The sequence below is a fragment of the Gramella sp. AN32 genome, assembly GCF_023718305.1.
GTDB classification, from domain to species: domain Bacteria; phylum Bacteroidota; class Bacteroidia; order Flavobacteriales; family Flavobacteriaceae; genus Christiangramia; species Christiangramia antarctica.
Map to the genome: position 1 here is coordinate 280,373 of NZ_QEYO01000001.1, position 26,777 is coordinate 307,149.

Genomic DNA, 26,777 nt, shown 5'->3' on the forward strand with positions numbered 1-26,777 from the left:
AAATGCCTAAGAAATTAAATCAATTGGAAGCCACAGCAATATGTGGTAACGATATTAGTTCCTCCTGTCTCTATGTTTCGGCACTCGCTATAGTTTATGCCGGTCAATATGCCTGGATCTCCTTATTAATGGTTGCCGTGGTTCTTTTTTTATTCCGAAAAATATATGGGGAAGTTGTGGGAGCTTTACCTTTAAATGGTGGAGCTTACAACGCTCTTTTAAATACTACAAAGAAATCTACAGCAGCCCTGGCGGCAGCATTAACTGTGCTTTCTTATATGGCGACAGCAGTAATATCGGCAACTGAAGCTGTACGTTATGCCCATAGCATTTGGGAAATGATACCCATTTTACCGGTCACCATAGGTTTGCTCGCCCTTTTTATGGGACTGGTTATACTTGGAATTGGAGAATCCTCAAAAGTTGCCATTGCCATATTCCTATTTCACCTCTGCTCCCTTACGTTACTTTCAGGATTTTGTATTTATTTTTTTCTGAATCAGGGGTTTGAGGTTTTACTGGAGAATTTTCATCTTCCCATAGAAGGTAGTATTACTATGGCGCTTTTCTTCGGATTTTCAGCAGCAATGCTTGGAATTAGTGGGTTTGAGAGTTCAGCGAATTATGTGGAAGAACAAGAGCCGGGAGTGTTCCCCAAGACTCTTAGAAATATGTGGATTGTGGTAAGCATATTTAATCCGCTTATTGCATTTCTTGCCCTGGCTATATTACCAGTTAGTGTAGTTGCCAATCATGAGGAAGCACTTTTATCTTTTCTGGGAAGTACAACGGGTGGGAACTGGCTGGCGTTCTTAGTAAGTCTGGATGCAGCCCTGGTTTTAAGCGGGGCAGTTTTAACCTCTTATGTAGGAGTGGGCGGATTAATGGAAAGAATGGCGCTCGACAGAATATTACCAGGAGTACTTTTAAAGAAGAACAAAAAAAATAGCGCTTATATTATCTTTATCCTATTCTTTATTCTGGCTGTTTCCATTTTGTTTGTAACCAAAGGAAATCTCGCCAAACTCGCAGGAATTTATACGATTGCCTTTTTATTTGTAATGGCGTTATTTGGATTAGGAAATGTTCTTCTGAAAATCAATCGAAAGCGATTACCCAGACCAGAAAAAGCCGGTTGGTTTGCCATCTTTATTGCTATTGCCGCTGTACTTTCAGCAATCGTTGGAAATATCCTTTTAAACCCTCCTTACTTGTGGACATTTGTTGAATACCTCTTACCAACTTTAGCGGTGGTCTATTTCATGTTATACCGTCATTATCTAATTCGTGGTTTTCTTATTATTATCAGCAAAGTTTTACCTCACGACAGCAAAATTTTTCATTCTTTCCATAAAATGGCCATTCAAAAATTGGCTTCAATAAGCGGAAAACAATTTGTTTTTTTTACCGCTGGTGATAATGTGGAAAGCTTAAACAAGGTGATGCTTTACATTTCTGAAAATGAACCAACACGAAGAATAAAATTGGTCACCGTTCTCCCTGAAGGAGAAACTCCTCCACCCAATCTTGAAAAGGATATCGAAGTTCTGGATCGTGCCTACCCAGATATTCATATTGAATTTGTTATTGAACGTGGCCAATTTGGCCCAGAAAAGGTGCATGAATTATCTGAAAAGTGGGGGATTCCTACGAATTTCATGTTTATAGGTGCACCGGGAGAACAATTTCCTTACCGGGTTCAGGAACTCGGGGAAGTAAGGCTGATCATATAAAGGATTGTATTTTCTAATGTTATTACTCCCTTCAAGTGGAGATCCCTCCCTACGGTCGGGATGACGCGTAAACCTAAAGCATTGCTGGAAGATCCAGTCTTCAGTAATTATCAAACGTCACTGCGAGTGCAACGAAGCAGTCTGTTGAGTATTCAGTTATGAATATTGAGATTCCTTCGCTTCGCTCGGAATGACGCATAACCACAAATCACTGCGAGTCCTCCAAAATGAATTTTCGCGAAAATGTTTATAATGACGCAGGCTTGTATTCCTTTTTATCGATCACCATTTTTGCACGAAAAATGAATTTTCGCAAAAATGCTTATAAAGCTGCAGGCTTGTATTCTTTCTTGTCGATCACCATTTTTGCGATAATCTCTTTTAGAATTTCAGAAGTACCACCACCAATTGGCCCCAGCCTGCTATCCCTAAACATTCTGGCCATGGGATAATCTTCGATATATCCATAACCTCCAAGTAATTGAAGACATTCATAGATCACTTCATCGGCAATCTTGGTCGCTAGTAATTTAGACATACTTGCTTCTTTTACCACATATTCCCCATCATTCAAACGCTTAGCTACGGAATAATTAAATTCTTTGATAACCTCCACTTCACTTGCCATTTCAGCTACTGAATGTCTCAGCGCCTGAAACTGATCCAGGGTTTTACCAAAGGCTTCCCGCTCTTTCATATAACCAATAGCGTATTCTATGGCAAATTCTGACCTCGCATGGGCATTAATTCCCATAATCAAACGTTCCAACGCAAAATGCTGCATGATGTAGCTAAAACCTTTCCCTTCTACGCCGAGTAAATATTCCGCAGGTATTTTTACATTGTCAAATGCAAGTTCTGCAGTGTCAGAAGCACGCCAGCCTAATTTATTAAGTTTGGTTGCTGAAATCCCTTTAAATTCCTTATCCAAAAGGAAAATACTCATGCCTTTACTTCCTTTTTCGGGAGAAGTCTTGGCGGCAACAATATAAAAATCGGCATAGACCCCATTTGTGATAAAAGTTTTAGAACCATTGATCACATAATGATCGCCTTCTTTGGTCGCGGTAGTCCGCATCCCTGCCACGTCTGATCCTCCAAAGGGTTCAGAAATACAAAGACATCCAATCTTATCCCCATCTATGGCCGGAGTTAGATATTTCTCTTTTAAATTATCATCGGCTTCAATCTTAAGATGGGTCATGGCCAGATAAGCATGGGCCCAGATTGCTGCGGCAAACCCACCTGAATTTATCTTCTGAAGTTCCTCCAGAAAGATTACAGTATAGAAAAGATCAAGGCCCATTCCCCCAAATTCTTCAGGTTGATTCAAACCAAAATATCCCATCTCTCCGAATTTCTTCCAGATAAATCGTTCGATGGTGCCTGTTTCCTCCCATTTCTCTATATGCGGCACCACCTCTTTTTGCAAAAATTCCTGGAAACTTTTTCTAAATAACTCGTGTTCTTCAGTAAAATATCTATGATCCATTTATAAATTCTTATATGCCTTCACCGGTAAATGTGAAAATTCTGATTATGTAATTATGAATTTGGAACCGATATATTCCGTATAATTAGTCAATGGTCAAATATAATCGAATTATATCAATTTTATCGAAGGGAAAAGAGTTGATTTTTGATAATTCTTCAAAGGATGTAATACCCTCATGTAAATTCCTATAACTCACAATATTTTTAGCCAAATCGTAATTTATATGTGGTATTTCCGAGAGTTGTGTTGCCGTGGCAGTTTTTAAACTGATCTTTTCAATTTTAGGTGTGGCAATGATCCTAAAGCGTTCCAGAATTTTCGCTATCACTTCCGGGGATAACCCGTAAACATCCTGAAGTTGACTTTCTTTCACAAATCCACCCAGGCTGGACCGGTACTTTACAATTCGTTTCGAAAGCACTTCCCCTACTCCGTTCACTTTCATAAGATCTTCTGCTGAAGCCATATTTAAATCGGCGACCACTATAGTTCCACTCGATTTTGTAAACTCAATTTTCTGTTTTACTGAATTTGCTTTTTGGGTCCATTCCGGAAAGCGAAAGGATGGAGCTATTTTATTCAGGAAACTATCTGAAACTTTGGTTACCTTTTGAAATTCTTCTGCCGAGTTCATCCACTTATTTTCGGTTCTATATTTTAGAAGCCTGTCTATTTCTTCGACGGACATTCCTAACTGATACCCTTTAAAGTCAGTAATATAATTCGGATTAAATGGATAAATCGTATCCTTTTTGGTAACAGATAATTTTCTAAGCGAGTCTAATTCTTTTCTGAAAGCGATAATTTCCGGAGAATCTTTTTCAGTTCCTCTCTTTTCAGAAAAATCAAAAAAATGGATGCCTAATTGAAGGAGAATGATAATTCCTACTAAAACAAAAATCCCATTTTGCTGACTTCTACTTAGCGCAAAATGGGATTTAAATGACATGTTTAAATATTACAAATTATTATAATCTGTCGCACCTTCATCAAGTGCATCTTTCTTTTTATTAATTGCTTTCATGTATTTAGTGAGTTCTTTCTTGATTACCGGAGTTAACAATAAAACCCCAATAATGTTAGGAACTACCATAGCAAAGATCATCGCATCAGAGAAGTCGATCACAGATCCTAAACTGATAGACGCACCTACTACTACAAATAATAAGAACAATATTTTATAAACTAAATCGATCATTTTTCCTTTACCAAAAAGGTATTTCCATCCCTGCATTCCATAATAAGACCAGGAAATCATGGTTGAAAAGGCAAAAAGGATCACAGCAATTGTCAAAACAATTGAGAAATGGGGAATTACAGTATCAAAAGCAGTAGCAGTTAGTTCTACTCCTTCAGTTATTTCATTTCCATATTCCATAAATCCGTTTTCAAAATTGGTGATAATAATTACCAATGCGGTCATGGTACAAATCACTACAGTATCTACAAATGGCTCTAATAAAGCAACAATTCCTTCACTTGCAGGATATTTTGTCCTTACCGCAGAGTGGGCAATCGCGGCAGAACCAACACCGGCTTCGTTGGAGAAAGCCCCCCTTCTTATCCCCTGGATCATTACCCCTACGAGGCCACCGGCAATACCCAGACCTGAAAATGCACCTTCATAGATCAATCTAAAAGCATCACCAATATGATGATAATTTGCTCCAAGAATTATAAGTGCTGCCAGCACGTAAATACCCGCCATAAAAGGAACAATTTTTTCAGTCACAGAAGCGATCCTTTTTATTCCACCAATAATAACCACAGCTACAAAAGCAGCCATTCCAATACCAAAAAAGAAACCGGCATTTCCACCACTAATATCAAAAAGTTGTGTAAACTGCGCTGCTGCCTGATTGGCCTGAAACATATTTCCTCCACCAAAAGAACCTCCAATTACAAAAATCGCAAAAATCACTGCTAAAACTTTTCCCAGTCCCGCCATGTTTTTTTCAGCAAGGCCTTTTTTCAAATAATACATTGGGCCACCGTAAACCGTTCCATCTGGACCCACATCTCTATATTTTACACCTAAAGTACATTCCGCAAATTTTGAAGCCATCCCCAGAAGTCCTGCCACAATCATCCAGAATGTTGCACCCGGTCCACCGATAGATAAAGCAACGGCAACACCGGCAATATTACCCAATCCTACAGTCGCAGAAAGTGCTGCGGTTAAGGCCTGAAAGTGGGAAACTTCCCCATCTGCGCTATCATCACGCATGGTTTCAAAGATATTCTCATCTGTGTTCGGAGTTGGATCTGCATACAGCGTATCCGCACCATGTTTTTCAATATCTTCATATTTACCCTGAACAACTTTTATTGCAGTTAAAAAGCCAGTAAAATTTATAAATTTAAAGTAGAAAGTGAAGTATAGTGCACCTCCTATCAAAACAATTAATACCCAGGGGATTTGAAAAGCTTCACTAAAAGGAATTTCATAAAAAATAAGATCTACAAACCAGCTGGTGTAATTTGAAAAGCTTTGATCAATTTTATCTGAGAGACTTAATGATTCTTCTGCCTGAGCAAAACTGAACAAAGGAAATAATACCCCTAAAATTGAAAATAAATTTCGCTTGGAAAATGTTTTAAACATGTATTTTTTTATGTTTTGATATAATGATGCGGCAAGATGCAAAAAAACTTAAGGTTTTCAAAAAACTTTATGCCAAACCTTAACAATTTCTTAAATTCCAAATTCAGTTTTTAGAACTGTAATTTGATCTGGCCTTCCAATTACAATAATTTTTGAACCTTTGATCAACTTTGTATTGGCTTCAGGATTAACAATATATTCACCTTCAGGTCCTTTATACCCTATAATAGAACAGCCGGTTTTTTTACGAATATCGGTCTCAGCGATAGTTTTTTCAATTCCGTCTGAACATACCTTCTCAAAGGGAATTTGCTCCACATTGATACTATCCTTTCTTCCTGATACGGCAAGATTATCCAGGAATTCTACCAGATCTGGGACCACCACCAGTGAAGCCATATGGCTTCCGCCTATTTTATCGGGAAGCACTACATTATCTGCTCCCGCCAGTTTTAGCTTTTTAACCGAAGTTTCTTCGGAAGCTCTGCTTATTATGATAAGTTCCTTATTTAATTGTCTTGCGGAAAGGACGGTAAAGAGATTATCTGCATCTTCGGGCATGGCACAAATTAGTGTTTTTGCCTTTTCGATCCCGGCCTTGAGCAGGATTTCATCTTCATTCGCATTTCCGGAGATAAAAAGGAATCCGTGCTCATCGGCATCAATAATATCCTGGTTTATTTCAATGATCATAAAATCCTGTTTGTAACTCTTCAGTTTATCCACGGCTTCACGACCATTTCTGCCATAACCACAAACGATCACATGATCTTTTAAATCATCAATTTTCTGCTGCATACGTTTATTTTTTAAATCCTTGATAGAGGTGCGACTTACGATATATTCTGTAATTACTGAAAGTGCATAGGAAACTATAATGATACTCGAAATTATAAGAATGGTAGTAAAGACCTTTTCAGTTGGCGTAGGCGGGTTTATTTCTCCAAAACCAACCGTGGTGATCGTGATCACGGTCATGTAGATGGCATCGATCCAGGAATATTCTGAAATAATCTTATAACCCAGAATCCCGCCAATTACCAGCATAAAAAGTAAACCGAGGGCGAGCTTTATTTTGGAATGAATGAATCTTTGCATCATTAAAGATCAAAAACCGAAGTCCGTTTGGTATACACAAGGTCTTTCAACTTTAGCCAAAAAGCCAGGGTGAGGTAAATTACAAATCCTGCACCCATGGTGAAAAATGAAGCATAAATAAAGAATAATCGAACATTTTTAGCCCTCATTCCAAGCTTGTCTGCAAGTCTTGAGGAAACATAGAAGCCATGTTTCTCCAAAAAATATCTAAAACCCTGAATCCACTCTCTCATGTTCCAAATTTAATTTTTTAAAAGGATTTTCTTAATAAAGATGCCCCCAATTCACAATGCAAGCAATTATTGCGGTCACAGTAATTCCTTTTTAAATGGATAAGGGCCTGAGAATTCATTGCATTTTGGGAGGTATTTGGACGTAAACCCTCAAAAAGATCAATAATAGCATTTTTTTCTGAAGGTAACTTTTCTAATAAATTTTGAGACAGGTCTATATGCTTATCAAATGATTTAGAGTATGCATAGCGAATAGGAACTATACCGTTTATAATAATAAGATCCATGAACTTTTTAGAGAGTTTTTTCTTTTTTGGAGGATGATTTTTTCCGAAATTATAGTGCTCTTTCCAGTATGCGCAAACTTCAATATCCAAAATTTTATAGATTGCCAAAATGCTTTCAGCTTCCATAATTTTCCTGAATAAACCAGAATTTTTAGCAAAGATTGCTGCAAGCTGCACTAAACGAATCGTTGGGAAATTATCGGGTCTTAACCTGAAAAATTGAGCTTTAACCAGACTCACTTCTTTAAGGCTGAATTTTGATTTTAAATACTGAAATTCTTTTTTGAGATCCTGGGCATATTGGTCTTCACCAGTAATTAAATTAGCCATCCCCAGGAAAAGTGCTTCCATAGCAAATTGGTCGCCGGCCAGCTTCTGAACTGTTTTAACCCCAATCGCTTTGGCAACTTCAGCAAAAAATAATCCATTATGATTTAAGCCGAAAGATTTAAAAAGCTGAATAAAAAAAACCTGTTCCCAATGATTTGAATGCTCATCCAGCATTAACTGGATTTCTGAAAATTTAAGCTCCAGCCTTTCAAAATATAAACGTTCTAACCAGTGCGAAATTTGAAAACCTGAAAAGCTTCCAAAATCCTTCTCACAATTAATTTTTGAATGTTTCCTTTTTAAAAGTTCCTTATAGTTCTCCAGTAATTCAGGGTTCACCAAAGGTTTTAAAACTAAAGTTGGAATAACAGATTGATCTTTCCGGAAGATTTCAGCATCCATTTCCCAAACCACATGCAAAATTACATTATCGTATTGTTGATCTATTTCATGGTGATGCGCATACCAGTGGGATGCTTTTGAATGTATTTCAACATTTCCGGCCCAAAGCTGCCCGCCAATTTTGATTTTGGCATTAAAGAAATCTGGGCCGGCAAGTGAATTTTGGGACCCCGGATGGATAATATGAAGGGCCTCATTTGTAACCGTAAAGGCAGCTTCCCAGTGAAACTTTTTAAATTTCCAAATATGGTACAGCAACTCCTCCTTCATCTACTAAAGATAGCAAATGAAAATATTTTGGGAAATAAATGTTGCGCCTAATTGGAAAGTTTTGCAGCGACTTCAGTAACAATTTCATCTACCCAATATCTGTATTGCAAGCCACTGGGATGTAAGTTGTCGCTGGCGACCAGATCTGGATTTTCTAAGCCCTGTCTCGAAATTGGGGTAATATTATAGAAGTCAACATTAAATTCGCCGGCTATTCTTCGAAAAACCTCGTTAAACTGGTCAATTTCTGCACTTATTTCTTCCTGCCTGGATTCCCCAAAAGGAGTATACCCATAATCCGGAATACTTACCGCAAAGACTCCTTTTTCCAGATTTTTGGAATGGTTTACCGCCCTGTTAAAAATCTTCCGAAGATCAGCTTCATACTCACTTACTGGTTTTCCCTGATATTGATTGTTCACGCCAATAAGAATGGAAACAATATCAAAATCTTTTTGAACATTTAGTTCTTCATCTATGGCATAGATTAGATTTCCGGTAGTCCAACCGGTTTTTGCAATTATTTTGGGTGCAGCCATCTCAAAACCCCGATCACGAAGATGCTGGGTTAACTGTACCGGCCATCTTTCTGCCTCAGGAACACTTTCACCTATCGTATAAGAATCCCCCAGGGCGAGGTAAGAATATTTAGGATTTTCCAGTTCCGGAGTAGTGTTTGTATCCTGCGTAGAACTGCAAGACGCGATAATAATTGAAAATATTAATAGGTATATTTTTTTCATGGAAATAATTTAAAATTGAAAATAGTTTATTTTAAATCAATTTGAAATTTCTCAATGAATTTTATTCTTTAATTGGCAAATTTGAATTGGAAAGATGCTTTCGTTTTGTTGTTTTTGGGGTAGTGTAGGATTTTAATATATTGTATAGTTCCAAAGGGTTAAAAGGTTTACCCAGAAAACCATTCATTTTATAAGATTCCGTTTTTTCTTTAATATCGGTTTGGGCGAAAGCGGTAAGGGCTATAATAGGAATTTCTGCTTTATTGCTATCAGGCAAATTTCTAATGCTGTTGGTAGTTTTATAACCATCCAGGATGGGCATTTGGATATCCATTAAAATCAGGTCGAAATCAGAATCCTTATAAATTTCCAGTACCTCCTCACCGTTTCCAGCAACTTTATAACTAACCTCCCACTTGGCAAAAAAACGTGTAAGGATCAACACGTTTATTTTATTGTCTTCCGCTATCAATACATCAAGGTACAAGGGTTTATAATCTGGTTCTGATCTAATCGCGGCAGGATTATAAGAATCTAATTCATTACTTACTTTGTATTTTATTTTAAAAGAAAAGCTGGCACCTTTTCCAGGCTCGCTTTCTACATTTAAATCACTTCCCTGTAGGTTGAGCAATTTTTTGCTAATGGCCAAACCAAGTCCAGTCCCTCCATATTTTAAAGAGGTATTTTGATTTTCCTGGATAAAACTTTTAAAAATGGACCGCTGCCTTACTTTTGAAATACCAATACCCGTATCGGTAATTTTAAATTCCAGCCTTACTTTATTTTTTTCTATTGCCAACTTTGAAACCCTAAGGATAATACTACCCTCCTCTGTAAATTTTAGTGCATTGCTAAGCAGGTTGTTCAATATTTGGGTAAGCTTAAGTTTATCACCTTTAATATTCAAAGGCACATCTTCTTCTACTAAAACCTGAAAATTTAAATTTTTCTTATCGGCCTTTAGTTTAAAATGGCTTTTAATGTCCTTAAGAAGTTGGGTTAGATTAATATCATTTTCTATGAGTTCAACCTCTCCAGATTGTATTTTATGGAAATCTAATAAGTCATTGATCAACCCCAGCAGATGTTCCCCAGAGTATTTTAAAGCTTTAAGGTTTTCCAACTGTGAAGGCAGGTATTCTTCCATTAGCAAAATATTGGCCAGGCCTGTCACGGCATTTAATGGGGTCCTGATCTCATGGGACATAGTGGAAAGGAAATTATCTTTGGCCGCACTGGCTTTTTTTAAGCCTATCTCGGCCTCTTTTAGATTGGTTACATCAATCATAGTCCCAATATAGCCGGTTTTCCAATCGGTGCTATCAGTAACAAGTACAAACTTTAATTCTACCCAAATACTTTTCTCTTTTTCGGTTTGATATTTGAAAATAGTTTTAAAGTAGCTCTGCTTCTTCTGAAGGTATTTCTCTAATTTTTCATTTAATTTTTGATCTTTCCCATTTAGAAATTCTTTATAATTTTTCCCCAAAGTATCCTGGACCGACACTCCCACATATTTATGCCAGGCCTTATTCAAGTAGGTGAAATTGCCTTCCAGATCGGTTTCAAAAATCACCCCTTTAACATTATCAACAATATTTTTCAATTTTGTTTGGGTGGTATCCCTTTCTTGTTTAAGGTTTTGATTGGCAATAAATAATTCTTTGGAACTCTCTTCAAGTATATTTTCCACACGCAGGATATCTTTGTCGAAACTTTGATAAGCGTCGTTCACCAGGTTTAAGAACTCTGATAATTTATCAGGGTCCATATCGTCCAAGCCAACTTTTTTAAGCTGACGGTTTAATAGCCGGTGAAATTTGGGGGGTTTCATTCTGAAAGGTTAGTAATGGTCATAGTTTGGTTATGTAATTCGCAGGCTGAAAATTCTTTGAAGGGGGCAATCTCCCCATAAGAGTAAAATCCGGTAATAACAGGTTTCGGCCCCAAAGTTTCACGCACCACTTCAATTTCTTCCTCAATGAGTTGCTTTAAGACCAACCTACGGCCCACACAACTAATTAAAATCGCAAGTTCACTGTTCTTACTATCCATGGTTTTAGCAACATCGTGGGCTGAATGTTGCGCCCCTAAAATGAGCCTGTCTATATTGGCTTTCATGAGCCTTACATACGAATTTTCAGGTATATTCCCTGCAAAAGTCAAACTTTGGTCTTCTTCATCTACGGCCAATATAGTCCTAACCACAGGAGGGGAGGTTTCATGCTCCCTTAAGCTTAAGGGAAACATCAATCCTGAACTGGGCAAATTTTTGGCTTCTTCACCCAAAAAAGATTTATATAATTCTAAAGCGGGTTTTCCATCCAATTCATACAATACATTTTTTTTTGATTTAGTAACTTTACGTTCAATTCCAAAACTATCCCAACCACCTTTAGAGCTACAACCCACTTTGAGGCCCTTTCCATAAAGGCCTACCCCTATTATAAGTTTATCCTCCATACTTCCATCGTCAATGAGGAAAGTCTTCTTAAAGTCGGAACCATCGGCCGCCAAACCTCCTGAAATACAGACGTTGTCTGCTAACTCAGAATTTAACCCTGAAACTAAATCTGCACCATTCACATTTAAACCATCACTCAAAACCAATATATGTCTAAGATCATCAGTTTTCAATTGGCTGGCCAATTCCTTCCCAGCATGGTAACTACAATCCATCCCTTTTATTTTGACCGATACTTTTTTACAGGTAGTTTTTTCGAACTCAATAACTGTTAGTGAAACCGAATGGTCGTTCACATAAATATCGGAAATTTCCCCGGCGGTAGAACAGCCCGTAATGATAGCATTTGGCCATTGTTCCCTGACTTTTGTCAAAAATTCTTTTTTTGGTAAAAAGGATGGTGACATAAAAATAAGCAACAGTCCGGCTTTTCTGTTAAGCCCTTTTAAATCTTTTTTCCATGAAGCATTGTTTAGGGAAACCTGTTCTACCTTCATATTTAAACATTTGAGACAAACTAATGTAATTTGTCTGTTTATTGCGCTTTTTATCTAAATATACTATAATTATTTATTAGGATATTTTCTCAAGCACAAATAGGAAGTAAAAACAAAGGGGAAGGTTCTGGTATACAGGCAACCAAATAATCGCCAGTACTCTATGTTGAACCTAGGATATAAAAAATATCCTAAAAAAAATTATTAATTCGTTGCAAGAAAATCGTAAATCCTTACCTCAAACAAAGATATGTCGATAAAAGTAGGAATTTTCTTAATTTTTTTTATTTTTTAATCTGTATAGCCTTTTTCCCGCATCCAGTCGTCATTAAACATTTTACCCACATAACGGCTTCCATGATCATGAAATAAAACCACCACCACATCATCTTTGGTAAAATGTTCCTTTAACTGAAGTAAACCTTTTGCGGCCGCTCCCGCGCTATTTCCCAGAAAGAAACCTTCTTCTTTGGCCAGTTTTTGGGTATAAATCGCCGCATCTTTATCAGTCACTTTAGTAAACCCATCAATAATACTGAAATCCACATTTTTTGGCAGGATATCTTCCCCAATACCTTCAGTTACATAAGGATAAATCTCTTTTTCGTCAAAAATTCCCGTTTCGTGATATTTTTTGAAAACTGAACCATAGGTGTCGATTCCCCAAACCTTGATATCGGGATTTTGTTCTTTTAAATATTTTCCAACGCCGGAAATAGTCCCACCGGTACCAACACCCACCACGAAATGGGTGACTTTTCCATCGGTTTGTTTCCAAATCTCCGGTCCGGTACTTTCATAATGTGCTTTGGCATTGGATAAATTGTCATACTGATTCACGTACCAGGAATTCGGGGTTTCTTCAGCAAGTCTTTTGGAAGTGGAATAATACGATCTTGGATCATCCGGAGCAACATCGGTAGGGCAAACCACTACTTCACTTCCCACGGCCCGAAGGATGTCCATTTTCTCCTTACTTTGTTTATCGCTCATCACGCACACCATCTTGTAGCCTCTTACAATAGCAACCAAAGCAAGTCCCATCCCGGTATTCCCCGATGTTCCTTCAATAATGGTTCCGCCTGGTTTTAATTTGCCCTGAGCTTCAGCATCGTCTACCATTTTCACCGCCATACGATCCTTAACCGAATTCCCGGGGTTAAAAGTTTCATATTTCGCTAAAACCAGTGCATCGATATCTTCAACAATCTTATTCATTTTGACCAGGGGCGTATTCCCAATAGTTCCCAATATATTTTCAGCGTAATCCATTTTCAATGTTTGATGTATAATGTTTTGTTGTTCGTTTAAAGAAGTATCTGAATTCTGGTTTCAGATTTAGTATTTAGTATTTCGGGTATTTTTACATTTTTAAATTGATACATTGGAACATTTCCACTTTCTACGTTCTACTTTTTTACTAGTCAAACTTTATCGCCTTTACCGGTGTTATCTTTGAAATGATTAAAGACGGAATTAAGAGCATGACCATACATAAAAGTAAAGTTCCCAGATTTACCGCCAAAATATAATCCCAATTAATATATACCGGGACTTCAGTCACGTAATACGTCCTTGGATCCAGCGGAATCAGTTTAAAATATTTCTGAAGCAATAAAAGCCCTATCCCAATTAAATTTCCCCAAAAAAGCCCCAGAATGATCAGATATCCCGCGTTATAAAGAAAAATTTTCCGAATACTCCAGTCATCAGAACCCAATGCTTTTAAAATTCCTATCATTTGTGTTCTTTCCAGAATTAAAACCAGCAGTGCCGTGATCATATTAATTCCGGAAACCAGGATCATGATCCCAATGATGAGGGCAATATTAAAATCGAACAACGAAAGCCATTCAAAAATGGTATAATATTTCTGACTGATCGTTTGAGTATCCAAAAAAGAACCCGTGTTCTCATAAACCTCATTGCCTTTTTGATCTAATTGATCAAAATCATCTACAAAAACTTCAAAATTCCCAACCTGTTTATCTGTCCATTTATTGATGCGCTGTAAATGCCTAATATCGGCCAATACGTATAATTCATCAAAATCCTGAAAGCCGCTATCATAAATTCCGGTTACTTCAAACCCGCGCTGCAGGGGAGTTTCACTCCCTTCCCTTAGAAAGAAGGTGGGAACCCGCTCTCCGACTTTAATTTGAAGCCTATTGGCCAGATATTCAGAAATTAAAATTTGATCATTTAATTTATCGCTGTAATCGGGCAATTTCCCTTTGATCAAAAAATCTTTAAAGTAGCCCCAGTCGTAATCTTTACCAACACCTTTTACAATAATACCTTCAAAATCGGTATCGGTTCGAATCACCGCGAATTTGGTGGCAACTGCCTGAATGTGTTTGATACCGTCTACGGTTTTAAATTGAGGATAAAAATCCTGTTCTATCGAAACCGGGATCAGGGAAACTTTGGAGCTGTTATTATCGTAACTGGAAATATTGATATGCCCGTTAAATGCCGAAATTTTATCGCGAATCTTTTCCTGCAAACCAAGACCTGTCGCGAAAGAAACCAGCATCATAATTACCCCAATAGCAATTGCGGCAATCGCTATTTTTATAATAGGGGCAGATATGCTACTTTTATACTTTTTCGCGCTAATTAGGCGTTTTACAACAAAATATTCAAAATTCAATCTCCTATGTTTAAGCGATTGCTCAAAAGTACATTTTTATTCTTTCTTATAGGAATTGTTTCCTGCGGAAACACCAGCAAGCAATTGGATAATGATAAAAAAGAAACGCATGTGGAGCAACTTCAGGACAGTGTTAAAGCTGAAATTATTACCGGTGCGGAAAGAGTTTCGGAATATTTGCCTTTGCTGAAAAATAAGTCCGTTGGAGTGGTTGGAAATCAAACTTCGGTGATTCGAAATAAGCAGGGTGAATTTGTGCATCTGGTTGATTCGCTTCAATCACTGCAAGTGGATATTAAAAAGGTTTTCGCGCCGGAACATGGATTTAGGGGAACGGCAGATGCCGGAGAAAAAATTAATGATGGGATGGACTCGAAAAGCGGACTGCCTCTTATCTCCCTCTACGGAAATAACAAAAAACCTTCCGTGGAAAGTTTAAAAGGAATCGATCTTATGATTTTCGACATCCAGGATGTAGGCGCACGTTTTTATACCTATATCTCAACCCTGCACTACATTATGGAAGCCTGCGCGGAAAATAATATTCCCCTGCTGATTTTAGACAGGCCCAACCCAAACGGGCATTATATAGACGGACCCATTTTAGAACTGAAAAATCAAAGTTTTGTGGGGATGCATCCTATTCCTATCGTCCATGGAATGACCATTGGCGAATACGCTCAAATGATCAACGGTGAAAAATGGCTGAAAAATGGAGTTCAAACCAATTTACAGGTGATCAAAGTTGAAAATTACGATCACCAGACCTTTTATTCCATTCCTATAAAACCCTCCCCAAATTTACCCAATGACCTGGCCATTAATCTCTATCCCAGTTTGTGCTTTTTTGAAGGCACCAATGTAAATGCGGGAAGAGGCACTACCAAACAATTCCAGGTTTATGGTTCTCCATTTTTAAATGCTGAAAACTATCATTTTTTCTATACTCCAATGGCGATGGAGGGCGCACAAAATCCGAAACACTTAGGGAAAAAATGTATTGGTGAGGATCTTTCAGAAAATGATTTTTTAGATCATATTAATTTAGACTGGCTTATTTCTGCCTATCAAAATACTTCAGATACCTCTAAATTCTTTAATTCGTTTTTTGTAAAACTTGCGGGAACAGATCAGCTGCAAAAACAGATTGAGCAGGGTTTAAGTTCAGATGAGATTAGAAATAGCTGGAAAGAAGGATTGAAACAGTTTGAGGGAGTTAGAACAAAATATCTGCTTTATTAGTGTTTGTAGTTCGTAGTTCGTAGTTCGTAGTTCGTAGTTCGTAGTTCGTAGTTAAAAAATCACTTTTCCATTACTATTTTCTGTAGAACTGGCAAAAATTTCAAATTCTAAATTCTAAATATCCCACCTATTGTCCTATGATTTGAGTAATGATCACGAGATTGCTTCGCTCCGTTGCGCTTCGCTCGCAATGACACATTACATAAGATCGTCACTGCGAGGGAATACAATGACCGAAGCAGTCTTTTCAAAGTAGAGATCACCACGCTTCGCTACCATTGACGTATTTTTATTTGGTTACATATTAGAGACCCTGAAACGAGTTCAGGGTGATGATGCTGGTTTTTGGAATTGCCGTCATGCTGAACTTGTTTCAGCATCTCATTAGATATACTAAAAAATACGACATATTCCTACACTAGATAAATTTTTTCAGGGGTCTCACAAAGACGCAAAAACAGACATCACATAACTAAAATTTGAAACCAGAACCAGAAACTTTTCAAACTTTAATTCTCCTCTTCATCTCTTCCACAATATTATATGCGGCGGGGCATATGGCAGTATTTTTAATATTGATATTTGAAATTTTATGAAAATCCTTTCTGTCTGTATGAGGATATTCCCGGCAGGCTTTAGGCCGCACTTCGTAAATAGAACAATAATTATCGGCTCCTAAAAAAGTACAGGGAACACTTTGTAACACATAATCGTTTTCTTCATCGAGCCGAAGATAGGTGTCAATAAACTGGCCGGGCTTCATACGAAAATGTTTACTTATCCTTTCTATATCCTTTTGGGTAAAGAGAGGCCCGGTGGTTTTACAGCAATTTGCACAGGTAAGGCAATTGGTCCTGGAAAATTCCTCTTCATGCAGTTCCACCATCAGTTTATCCAGGTTTTTAGGCGGCCGCTTCTTTAATTTGCTGAAGAATTTCTTATTCTCATTCTTCTTATCTTTGGCCTTTTCCGGTAAACTTTCTAGAAAATCTTCCATTGGGCAAAAATAAAGATATAATTGGCAACGCCATCAAAAACTATTTCCATCATCAGGATCGCACACCTATCACAGTTTTATCGCCAGATTTTGACGATGACGAAATTCCCGTGGATTATTTATTCCGAAGTTTTAAAGAAATGCCCATCATTGAGCAAACTGCATTAAAACTTTGTAAGGGAAAGACGCTAGATGTTGGCTGCGGAAGCGGGACCCACAGTCTCTACCTTCAAACCGAAAAAAAATTACCTGTTTTTGCCATAGATACCTCCCCGGGTGCAATAGAAATTTCAAAAGAACGGGGAGTAAATGCCGTAGTAGCCGATTTCTTCGAGCTTAAAAACGATCAATTCGACACCTTATTATTTTTGATGAACGGAAGCGGGATTATTGGTAATCTTGAAAACATTCCCAAATTTTTTAATCAATGCAGAAATCTTTTAAGCGAAAACGGACAGGTAATAATGGACTCTTCAGATTTGAAATTCCTCTTTGAAGATCCTGAAGATTTTTCTGAAAATTATTATGGAGAAATGCAGTACAGGATGCGTTATAAAGACGAAAGCACCGATTGGTTTGAGTGGCTTTTTATCGATCAGGTTTTACTGAAAGAACTTGCCGCAGAGAATAAATTCTCTTGTGAAATCGTTAAAGATGGACCGCATTTTGATTTCTTATGTGTTTTGAAAGCCTTATAAGCACAAAAATTTTCTATTTTTGAACCAAATTTTAAAAATTGAAATGAATTCCGTAAAAAAACTCCTTTACTTTTTAAGTTTTTTAATTTTCATTACCTCCTGTACAAAAGAGGATCCTAATGGACCTGATACTATAGATCGTACTGCGAACTTACTTACTACTGGTAAATCTGCCGCAGATCTTGTAAGCGATGCTAAGTATACCTCCATGAATATAGAGATCGTGTATGTGGAAGGTTCAAAACCCCAGGATAGAACAATTGCGGCCTTCAAAGATTTCTTGGAGTCCAGAATATATAAACCAGACGGAATAAATATTATGGTAAGAAGTGTCGGCTCCTCTGGCAAAGCACCCTTTGAAATTTCTGAAATTGCAGCTATTGAAAAAGCTGAAAGGACCGCTTACAATGCTGGAGATGAAATTGCCCTTTATATTTATTTTGCTGATGGCAGCAATGAAGATGACACGGCGGAGAAATTTGTTTTGGGATCCAGTTTTAGAAACACCTCCATGGTCATTTATGAAAAAACGATCCAGGCTTTTGCCAATCGTCCCGGAGCCCCTCCAAAGTATATTATCGAAACTGCCACGTTAAATCATGAATTTGGCCATTTATTTGGTCTCGTTAATTTGGGCACCCCTATGGTTCAAAATCACGAAGACCCTGATAATGATGGGCACTGTTCTACAGGTAATTGTTTAATGAGGGCGTCGCTGGAATTTGGGTTTAACTTTCTTAATGAAGTGGGACAGGTGGTCCCGGAACTTCAGGGGAAATGTATTGAAGATTTACAGTCAATTGGCGGGAAATAATTAATTCGCCACCTCGCTAATGAATTTTATACGGTATAACCGAAGTTCTTCATCTTCATATTCACCATCAAATTCATCCATCGCTTCATCAATCTTATCGGTTTGGGCATCTAGAAAATAGTCGTGAATCTCTTCCTGTTGTTCCTCATCTAAAATATCATCTACCCAGTAATCTATATTTAATTTTGTACCGCTATAAACGATCGCTTCCATTTCTTTAATAAATTCAGGCATTTGCATCCCTTTTGCTGAAGCAATATCTGTCAAAGGCAATTTTCGATCAACGTTCTGAATAATATAAAGTTTTAGGGAACTATTTGCGCCCGTAGATTTTACTACAAAGTCATCTGGACGGGAAATATCATTATCTTCAACATATTGAGCAATTAAGCCCACAAATTCACTTCCATATTTTTTTGCTTTCCCTTCACCAACTCCATGAATATTGCCCAATTCTTCTATTGAAATTGGATATTTAAGCGCCATATCTTCTAAAGATGGATCCTGAAAGATCACAAACGGGGGTAAATCTTTCTTTTTGGCAACTTTTTTCCTAAGATCCTTCAGCATTTTTACCAGCACCTCATCAACAGATGCTCCTGACTGCCCGGCAACCGCAATTTCATCATCGGTTTCAGTATAAGCATGATCTTCCGTCATCATAAAAGAAACAGGTTTTTTAATAAAATCCCTTCCTTTATCTGTAAGTTTTACCACTCCATAAGTTTCAATATCTTTTTTGAGATATCCGGCAACTAAAGCCTGTCGTATCATCGCCATCCAATAACTTCCTTCCTTATAAGCGCCTTTTCCGAATAAAGGATGCTCATCTGTTTTATGGGAAAGGATAAGGGCGTTTGTTTTTCCGATTAGGGTTTTCACCACCTCCTTGGATTTATAAAGTTCCTTAATTTCTGAAATCGTATTTAACAATAGCTCGAGATCTTTCTGTGCCTCATATTTCTTTTTGGGATGACGAACATTATCGTCCATATCTCCGCCATCCCCAGTCTTCTCATCGAATTCCTCCCCGAAATAATGCAAAATAAATTTTCTTCTGGAGATTGAAGTTTCAGCAAAAGCGACCACTTCCTGAAGCAACGCATGACCAATTTCCTGTTCTGCAACAGGCTTACCACTCATAAATTTTTCCAGTTTTTCAATGTCTTTATACGCATAAAAGGCCAGACAATGACCTTCCCCCCCATCTCGTCCTGCTCTCCCTGTCTCTTGATAATAGCTTTCAATACTTTTGGGGATATCGTGATGGATCACAAAACGAACATCCGGTTTATCGATCCCCATTCCAAAAGCAATGGTTGCCACCACCACATCGATATCTTCCATCAAAAACATATCCTGATGCTTGGAGCGGGTTTTTGCATCCAGTCCCGCATGATAAGGCACTGCCTTAATGCCGTTCACCTGAAGGGTTTGCGCAATCTCTTCAACTTTTTTGCGGCTAAGACAATAGATAATCCCTGATTTGCCTTCATTCTGTTTTACAAAACGAATTATATCAGCATCGATATTTTTGGTTTTTGGTCGTACCTCGTAATATAAATTTGGACGGTTGAAGCTGGCTTTAAAGGTATTGGCATCGGTTATCCCCAGATTTTTCAGAATATCTTCCTGTACTTTGGGAGTCGCCGTGGCAGTCAACCCAATTACCGGGATATTATCCCCAATTCTTTTTAAAATACTCCGAAGATTTCGATATTCAGGTCTAAAATCATGGCCCCATTCGCTAATACAATGCGCTTCATCTACGGCGAGAAAAGAGATTTCCTGCTGATTTAGAAAATCAACATAATCTTCTTTGGTAAGCGATTCAGGAGCAACATATAAAAGCTTGGTAATCCCTCGACTGATATCGTCTTTAACCTGTTTAACTTCAGTTTTATTCAGCGAAGAATTTAAAACGTGCGCAATACCATATTCCGAAGAAATACTACGAATGGCATCTACCTGATTTTTCATTAAAGCGATAAGGGGGGAAACAACGATGGCGGTCCCACCCTTTATAAGGGCTGGAAGTTGGTAGCATAAAGATTTACCGCCCCCGGTTGGCATTACCACAAAAGTATCATGATTATTTACTATGCTGGTAATGACCTTTTCCTGAAGCCCTTTAAACTGACTAAATCCAAAGTATTTCTTAAGTTCTTTGTGTAAATCAATTTCAGTCAAACCCATTAAATAGTGTTACAATTTTATATACATTTGTATTACCTAATATACGTATTTTTTAGTACCTGCAATTCATAATTTAATCTAATTTGAAACTTAGCGAGCAAATCATTTCTTCCGCAAAAGAAACCATTTCCCACGAAGCCAAAGCGATTGCCAACCTTGAGAATTTGATAGATGAGGAGTTTTCTTTAGCAGTAGAGAAAATTTATCATTCCAAGGGTCGGGTTGTGGTTACCGGCATTGGGAAAAGTGCCATTATCGCTACTAAAATTGTTGCTACTTTAAATTCCACAGGAACTCCTGCTATTTTTATGCACGCGGCAGATGCTATTCATGGTGATTTAGGGATTATTCAGAATGATGATGTAGTAATTTGTATTTCAAAAAGTGGAAATAGTCCCGAAATTAAAGTGCTGGTACCTTTGATTAAAAATTTTAATAATCCGCTAATTGGATTAACCGGCGATAAAGAATCGTTTCTAGGCCGGGAAGCCGATTTTGTCCTGAATGTTTATGTTGAAGATGAAGCCTGCCCGAACAATCTGGCGCCAACCACAAGTACAACCGCTCAAATGGTTATTGGCGATGCGCTTGCCATATGTTTATTAAATTTAAAAGGATTTACAAGAAAAGATTTTGCAAAATACCATCCGGGGGGCTCGCTGGGGAAAAAATTATATATGCGGGTGAGTGACATCACTTCGCAAAACATGGTTCCAAGAGTTACCCCAGAAACCAACATTGCCAACACGATCATTGAAATTTCCGAAAAAATGCTTGGGGTTACGGCAGTCCTTGATGGTGAAAAAATCGTAGGTATCATTACTGATGGCGATATTAGGAGGATGCTTAAGGATCATGAGGAGATCAAAGGCCTTAAGGCCAGTGATATTATGAGCGGGAACCCAAGAACCATTGAGCAGGATGAATTGGCGGCAGATGCTCTGGAAATATTGGAAAAGAATAAAATTTCCCAGTTATTGGCTGTGGAGAACGGAAAATATACAGGTGTTGTTCACCTGCATAATTTAATTAGAGAAGGAATTTTATAATGGAAAGAATTGGCCAACAACCTGAGGAAGGTCAGGAAATGTCATTTTTAGATCATCTTGAAGAACTTAGATGGCACTTAATACGGGCAACTTTGGCAGTTGTTGTTGCAGGCGTAGTAGCTTTTGTATTAAAAAGTTTCATTTTTGATGTGCTTTTATTTGGCCCGTCCCACAGTGATTTCATTTCGTATAAAGTTTTATGCCACCTATCTGGCATTTTTGGGATCGATGGTGGTTTTTGTGATCCTGAAATGCCTTTTAGGATCCAAAGTAGGACCATGGGAGGCCAGTTTTCTGCACATGTTTGGACATCGATCACCGCAGGATTTATTATTGCCTTTCCCTATGTGATTTATGAATTCTGGAAATTCGTGGCGCCTGCCATGCATGAAACGGAAAGAAAATATGCAAAAGGCTTTATTTTTATCACGTCCGTTTTATTTTTTACGGGAGTCCTTTTTGGCTATTATGTGGTTACGCCACTTTCCATCAATTTCCTCGGAAAATATCAGGTAAGTGAAACGGTCTTTAACGATTTTGATTTAGATAGTTATATTAGTCTGGTAAGAGCTTCAGTTTTAGCGAGCGGATTAATATTTGAATTACCCATAGTTATTTACTTCCTTACCAAGGTTGGAGTGGTAACCCCGCAATTCTTAAGGACCTACCGTAAATATGCTTTGGTGATCGTTCTGGTTCTTTCCGCAGTAATTACACCTCCAGATATTGTGAGCCAGATTATTGTAGCCATCCCGGTATTGATCTTATATGAAGTAAGTATCGTAATTTCTAAGGTGATCTATAAAAGAGAATTAAAAAAAAATAAACTATGATAAATAAGGTGGACGAATTTAATTCGTATCGCTCCAAGATGAACGATAAAATTCTTTCAGACAATAATAAAATTCTGAAAAGGATCTTTAATCTTGATACAAATGCCTTTTCTGAAGGCGTTTTGGATAAAAAAACAAAAGAACTGCTTGGCCTTGTGGCTTCTACGGTTCTACGTTGCGACGATTGTGTGAAATATCATTTGGAGTCCAGTTATAATGAAGGGATTTCCAAAGAAGAAGTTATGGAAACGCTGAGTATTGGTACACTCATTGGAGGAACTATAGTAATTCCACATTTAAGACGTGCCTTTGAATACTGGGAAGCCCTGGAAGAAGCTGATAAGTTAAAGGAGGAAAGTGAAAAGTGAAAAGTGAAATTTTTGTCACCTTGAGCGAAGTCGAAATGTGGAAGGTGGATGCTGGATGCTGGAAAAAAGTGGAGCTTTTGTCACCTTGAGCGCAGTCGAAATGTGGAGGCTGGAAGCTGGATGCTGGAAAAAAGCGAAAATTAGAAAGTAGAAATTTGTCACATTGAGCGTAGTCGAAATGTGGAAGCTGGAAGCTGGATGCTGGAGACCGAAATTTTGAATTTTTAGGAACATTTTCAAATTTCCAAATTAACTAATTTCCAAATCGATACATAGGTACATTGATACATTAAAGAATGAAATTACGAGCCGAAAATTTAGTTAAGACATATAAGGGAAGAGATGTGGTAAAAGGCATTTCAGTTGAAGTAAACCAGGGGGAGATCGTGGGATTGCTTGGACCGAATGGTGCCGGAAAAACTACCTCTTTCTATATGATCGTAGGCTTGATAAAACCGAATAAAGGAAAGATCATTCTCGATAAAGTAGATATCACCAAATTTCCCATGTACAAACGTGCTCAGAACGGTATTGGATATCTTGCCCAGGAAGCTTCCGTTTTTAGAAAATTGAGCATCGAGGATAATATTATGAGCGTTCTCGAGCTTACCGATATGAACAAAACGGAACGCGTTGCCAAAATGGAATCGCTCATACACGAATTTGGTTTGGAGCATATCAGGAAAAGTCGCGGAGACCTTTTAAGTGGCGGGGAACGCAGAAGGACAGAAATTGCCAGAGCCTTGGCGACCGATCCAAAATTCATTCTTTTAGATGAACCATTTGCCGGGGTGGACCCGGTGGCGGTTGAAGATATTCAGCGGATTGTAGCTCAATTAAAAGATAAAAATATCGGCATCCTTATTACCGATCATAATGTTCAGGAAACCCTTGCCATTACAGACCGCACTTATCTTATGTTCGAAGGAAGTATCTTAAAACACGGAATTCCGGAAGAACTCGCCGAAGACGAAATGGTGCGTAAGGTATATCTGGGTCAAAATTTCGAATTAAGAAAGAAAAAGCTGTTTAATTAAATCACTGAATATATTCCGGCATGAAATTTATTTTTTCAAATAAAAATTTAAATCCGGAATTAATTGATGATTATGGAACCACTTTCAGCCATGAAATTGAATCTTTCCATCTAAAAATAAATGATCAAAACTGTATAGACTCTAATGCTGAGATATCATTTATAACCGATGGTTATGTATTAGATTTAAACGAAGATTCTTCAAAAAGCCATCTATTTGCCACTAAAAGCTTAATTAAAAACTGGCCGCCCCCAAATAATATTACGGGAACATTTTGTTCATTCATCATCGATTCCATTAGAAAGCAATTAATAATTTCTTCAGATTTAATTGGCATCTACCCTCTTTATTATCTTATAAAGGATAATAATATTTTCATCTCCAACAGTATCATTTTAATAGGAAGATATTCCAATGCTGGATACGACCAAACGGGAATATTTCAAAAATCTGTGGGGCCTAATTTTATCAATCTTGGTTCCCGCACGATTTTAAAGGATTGTAAACAATTGCTCCCCGGGGAACAAATCAAATTTGATTACAATTTTGAGATCATTGAAAAAAAATATGATAATTCACTCTATCAGAATATCTCCAATGACAAGCTTAAAAGCGGGATGGTTTCAGATTATTGGGATCATTTCAAAAAAGAGGTAAATGCAGTAACTAAAAAATTTGACGAAGTAAATATTGCATTAAGTGGTGGGATAGATAGTAGAATTGCCCTGGCTTCTATACCCGATTCAAAAAAAATAAATTGCCTCACCTTTGGACATAAAGATAATTACGAGGCAAAAATAGCTTCAAAACTTGCTAAGGTTAAAAACGCAGAACATCACACTTTTTATCATCCCGAATTATATTTTCCATCCTATAAAATTTTAGAGGAAAATGAATTAAAAACCGAAGCGGTGAATTTGAATTCCTGGCTGGAAATCTTAGAAAATGTGGATCCTAAAATCAAAAAACCCCTAATTTTCGGGGAGCTTTGTGAGGGATTGCCGGCCAGAAATATCTCTCAATTAAGCAGTTTAAAATCACGAAAAGATAATTTTTTCAAATATTACATTCTAAAAGAAAAGGTGAAATTAACCGGGGCGAGTCCTTCCAATTTTTCAGAATGGAAAAAAGAAAAGAAACAAAATTCATTACCCTGGCATCATCCCGTTTGGTTTGAAAGATTATCCAACAAAGATCATAAGGAGATAATAATGCGTGAATCTGAGGAGGATTTAAATGAATTATTCGATAGGATAGCATCCCATAATTTACCTTTTAAAGAATTATTTGATGAGTTATTTTCCTGGTATACCTATACCCGGCACATTCTTTCAAAACAGGTAAGGATCTGTAACGAAAAATTTTATGCCTTTAGTCCGGGCATGTCCCGTGGAATTTTAACCAGGACAAGCAATATCCATCCTAATTTAAGGCTTTTTTACAGGTTTACCGATAAGCTATTGAATCAGGAAAAAGATCTCAAAAAATTTTCTAAAATTCCTACAGGACAAATTCCTATAGTCCCTCAAAATTCTCCAAACTTTATAAAAATTCCTATTTGGGGCCTGCGATCCAAGATTGATGAACTTTTAGTAAAGCGTTTAATGAAAAAGAAAAATCCAGATTTGAGGTATCGCCTTTTTAAATCTGTGAATTGGGTGGAGGTTTATCAGCAAAAATCAGTTTTACAAAACTTTGATGATTATTATAAAGACAATAATCTTACGGATAAATACTATGAAACCTATCGTGATTTAACTTCAAGAAGACAAAAATTGGAAAGCTGGCCTTTTGCAAATATGGATATCATTGCCGGTGCAGCTTTGAATGCGGAAATGAATTTAATAAAAAAACGTAATCAGTAAACAGCCTTCGACGTTGTATTTATTAATGATAAAACAACATATAATATAATAATTATCGGGATTGCTAAAAATTTCAGAAAAACAATTAGTAGAATACAGGAGAGTAAAAATAAATATCTCATTTTATTTTCCCCAAAACTCCAGTTCTTAAACTTTAAGGCGAAGAGGGGAATTTCAGCATTTAGCATATAACAGCTCAAAATAGTTATTCCCACCAAAACCCATTCATTCAATAACAAACCAGTCACAAAAGGTTGGTTTTGGAAGGTTAGAATTAAAGGCAGACTCAAGATAAAAAGAGCATTCGCAGGAGTTGGGAGCCCGATAAAGGAATCAGTTTGGCGATCATCAATATTGAATTTTGCCAATCTATACGCGGAGGCCAGAATTATCAATAATCCAATAAGCGCAAAGGGTTTTATCTGGATATCCATAAAAGTTGCATCCCAATCTGAATTTGACTGAAGTGTTTTCGGCAAGGCCTTATTCAATAACTGGTACATCACAATTCCCGGCACGACTCCGCTGGTAACCACATCGGCTAATGAATCCAGCTGTAAACCCAACTCGCTTTTTACATTGAGTGCCCTGGCGGCAAGACCATCAAAGAAGTCAAAAAAGATTCCAGCTGCCACAAAGATGGCCGCTAAGACCAGATTGCCTTTTACGGCGAAGATAATGGCCAGGCTACCGCAGAATAAATTTAATAAGGTGATAAGATTGGGAATATGTCTTTTGATGCTCATATTTTAAATTCAAAAATACTAATCTAATATTTTGCAACGATATATAAAGAAGAATCTTAAATTAACCTAAAGGAAAATGATGGAAGGAACGGCAGCAAAATTCATTTTCCTATTTTTGA

23 protein-coding genes are annotated in these 26,777 nt (G+C 37.4%); 9 read left to right on the forward strand and 14 right to left on the reverse strand.

Annotation, left to right across the window (positions count from 1 at the left end; translation table 11 throughout):
• The first annotated feature begins 2 nt into the window (after positions 1 to 2).
• Positions 3 to 1,733, forward strand: coding sequence for an APC family permease (locus DHD80_RS01385; RefSeq protein ID WP_251739086.1), 1,731 nt, complete (start codon positions 3 to 5; stop codon positions 1,731 to 1,733).
• Between the two features lie 322 nt (positions 1,734 to 2,055).
• Here the strand turns inward: DHD80_RS01385 and DHD80_RS01390 are convergent, their stop codons facing one another.
• From DHD80_RS01390 to DHD80_RS01440, 11 genes are all read right to left on the reverse strand, one after another.
• Positions 2,056 to 3,225: an acyl-CoA dehydrogenase family protein gene (locus tag DHD80_RS01390; protein WP_251739087.1), complete on the reverse strand. Its 1,170-nt coding sequence runs from the start codon at positions 3,223 to 3,225 to the stop codon at positions 2,056 to 2,058.
• A gap of 85 nt (positions 3,226 to 3,310) precedes the next feature.
• Positions 3,311 to 4,177 (reverse strand): helix-hairpin-helix domain-containing protein, encoded by an 867-nt coding sequence (locus DHD80_RS01395; RefSeq protein ID WP_251739088.1) that lies wholly within the window; start codon positions 4,175 to 4,177, stop codon positions 3,311 to 3,313.
• 9 nt (positions 4,178 to 4,186) lie between these two features.
• A complete protein-coding gene (locus tag DHD80_RS01400; RefSeq protein ID WP_251739089.1) occupies positions 4,187 to 5,833 on the reverse strand; it encodes an alanine/glycine:cation symporter family protein in 1,647 nt (548 codons plus the stop codon).
• A 90-nt stretch (positions 5,834 to 5,923) separates the two neighbouring features.
• Positions 5,924 to 6,934, reverse strand: a complete 1,011-nt coding sequence (locus tag DHD80_RS01405; protein WP_347709944.1) for an NAD-binding protein — start codon at positions 6,932 to 6,934, stop codon at positions 5,924 to 5,926.
• Positions 6,934 to 7,164 (reverse strand): PspC domain-containing protein, encoded by a 231-nt coding sequence (locus DHD80_RS01410; protein WP_251739090.1) that lies wholly within the window; start codon positions 7,162 to 7,164, stop codon positions 6,934 to 6,936. The genes DHD80_RS01405 and DHD80_RS01410 overlap by 1 nt, the downstream gene beginning before the upstream one ends.
• 17 nt (positions 7,165 to 7,181) lie before the next feature.
• The gene (locus tag DHD80_RS01415) at positions 7,182 to 8,453 is read right to left on the reverse strand and encodes a DUF2851 family protein (RefSeq protein ID WP_251739091.1); all 1,272 of its coding nucleotides are present in this window, start codon (positions 8,451 to 8,453) and stop codon (positions 7,182 to 7,184) included.
• Between the two features lie 47 nt (positions 8,454 to 8,500).
• Positions 8,501 to 9,196: an SGNH/GDSL hydrolase family protein gene (locus DHD80_RS01420; RefSeq protein ID WP_251739092.1), complete on the reverse strand. Its 696-nt coding sequence runs from the start codon at positions 9,194 to 9,196 to the stop codon at positions 8,501 to 8,503.
• 61 nt (positions 9,197 to 9,257) lie between these two features.
• Complete coding sequence (locus tag DHD80_RS01425) at positions 9,258 to 11,033, reverse strand: ATP-binding protein (protein ID WP_251739093.1); 1,776 nt, start codon at positions 11,031 to 11,033, stop codon at positions 9,258 to 9,260.
• Positions 11,030 to 12,160, reverse strand: coding sequence for an FIST N-terminal domain-containing protein (locus DHD80_RS01430; RefSeq protein ID WP_251739094.1), 1,131 nt, complete (start codon positions 12,158 to 12,160; stop codon positions 11,030 to 11,032). Before DHD80_RS01430 ends, DHD80_RS01425 begins: the two co-directional genes overlap by 4 nt.
• Positions 12,161 to 12,451: 291 nt before the next feature.
• Complete coding sequence (locus DHD80_RS01435; RefSeq protein ID WP_251739095.1) at positions 12,452 to 13,432, reverse strand: cysteine synthase family protein; 981 nt, start codon at positions 13,430 to 13,432, stop codon at positions 12,452 to 12,454.
• Positions 13,433 to 13,580: 148 nt separating this feature from the next.
• The gene (locus tag DHD80_RS01440) at positions 13,581 to 14,813 is read right to left on the reverse strand and encodes an FtsX-like permease family protein (RefSeq protein WP_251739096.1); all 1,233 of its coding nucleotides are present in this window, start codon (positions 14,811 to 14,813) and stop codon (positions 13,581 to 13,583) included.
• Positions 14,814 to 14,819: 6 nt separating this feature from the next.
• On the opposite strand from DHD80_RS01440, the gene DHD80_RS01445 reads away from it, so the two are divergent.
• Complete coding sequence (locus tag DHD80_RS01445) at positions 14,820 to 16,055, forward strand: DUF1343 domain-containing protein (protein ID WP_251739097.1); 1,236 nt, start codon at positions 14,820 to 14,822, stop codon at positions 16,053 to 16,055.
• Positions 16,056 to 16,557: 502 nt separating this feature from the next.
• On the opposite strand, the gene DHD80_RS01450 is transcribed toward DHD80_RS01445, so the two are convergent.
• A complete protein-coding gene (locus tag DHD80_RS01450) occupies positions 16,558 to 17,052 on the reverse strand; it encodes a YkgJ family cysteine cluster protein (protein WP_251739098.1) in 495 nt (164 codons plus the stop codon).
• On the opposite strand from DHD80_RS01450, the gene DHD80_RS01455 reads away from it, so the two are divergent.
• On the forward strand, positions 17,052 to 17,750 hold the full coding sequence (locus tag DHD80_RS01455) for a class I SAM-dependent methyltransferase (protein ID WP_251739099.1): 699 nt from the start codon (positions 17,052 to 17,054) through the stop codon (positions 17,748 to 17,750). The two genes, DHD80_RS01450 and DHD80_RS01455, sit on opposite strands and share 1 nt — an antisense overlap.
• A gap of 43 nt (positions 17,751 to 17,793) precedes the next feature.
• Positions 17,794 to 18,564 (forward strand): hypothetical protein, encoded by a 771-nt coding sequence (locus DHD80_RS01460; protein WP_251739100.1) that lies wholly within the window; start codon positions 17,794 to 17,796, stop codon positions 18,562 to 18,564.
• Here DHD80_RS01460 and DHD80_RS01465 read toward each other — a convergent pair whose 3' ends face one another.
• Positions 18,565 to 20,760, reverse strand: a complete 2,196-nt coding sequence (locus DHD80_RS01465; RefSeq protein WP_251739101.1) for an ATP-dependent DNA helicase RecQ — start codon at positions 20,758 to 20,760, stop codon at positions 18,565 to 18,567.
• Between the two features lie 83 nt (positions 20,761 to 20,843).
• Between DHD80_RS01465 and DHD80_RS01470 the strand changes: the two genes are divergently transcribed.
• The 5 genes from DHD80_RS01470 to DHD80_RS01490 all read left to right on the forward strand — a co-directional run bounded on the left by DHD80_RS01470 (position 20,844) and on the right by DHD80_RS01490 (position 25,912).
• On the forward strand, positions 20,844 to 21,809 hold the full coding sequence (locus DHD80_RS01470; protein WP_251739102.1) for a KpsF/GutQ family sugar-phosphate isomerase: 966 nt from the start codon (positions 20,844 to 20,846) through the stop codon (positions 21,807 to 21,809).
• Positions 21,809 to 22,642: a twin-arginine translocase subunit TatC gene (tatC, locus tag DHD80_RS01475; protein ID WP_251739103.1), complete on the forward strand. Its 834-nt coding sequence runs from the start codon at positions 21,809 to 21,811 to the stop codon at positions 22,640 to 22,642. The genes DHD80_RS01470 and tatC overlap by 1 nt, the downstream gene beginning before the upstream one ends.
• A complete protein-coding gene (locus DHD80_RS01480; RefSeq protein WP_251739104.1) occupies positions 22,639 to 23,010 on the forward strand; it encodes a carboxymuconolactone decarboxylase family protein in 372 nt (123 codons plus the stop codon). Before tatC ends, DHD80_RS01480 begins: the two co-directional genes overlap by 4 nt.
• Positions 23,011 to 23,306: 296 nt before the next feature.
• Positions 23,307 to 24,047 carry an LPS export ABC transporter ATP-binding protein gene (lptB, locus tag DHD80_RS01485; RefSeq protein WP_251739105.1) on the forward strand — a complete coding sequence of 247 codons (741 nt, stop codon included), beginning with the start codon at positions 23,307 to 23,309 and terminating at the stop codon, positions 24,045 to 24,047.
• A gap of 20 nt (positions 24,048 to 24,067) precedes the next feature.
• A complete protein-coding gene (locus tag DHD80_RS01490) occupies positions 24,068 to 25,912 on the forward strand; it encodes an asparagine synthase-related protein (RefSeq protein WP_251739106.1) in 1,845 nt (614 codons plus the stop codon).
• On the opposite strand, the gene DHD80_RS01495 is transcribed toward DHD80_RS01490, so the two are convergent.
• Positions 25,906 to 26,658 carry a CDP-alcohol phosphatidyltransferase family protein gene (locus DHD80_RS01495; RefSeq protein ID WP_251739107.1) on the reverse strand — a complete coding sequence of 251 codons (753 nt, stop codon included), beginning with the start codon at positions 26,656 to 26,658 and terminating at the stop codon, positions 25,906 to 25,908. The genes DHD80_RS01490 and DHD80_RS01495 overlap by 7 nt on opposite strands.
• Between the last annotated feature and the right edge of the window lie 119 nt (positions 26,659 to 26,777).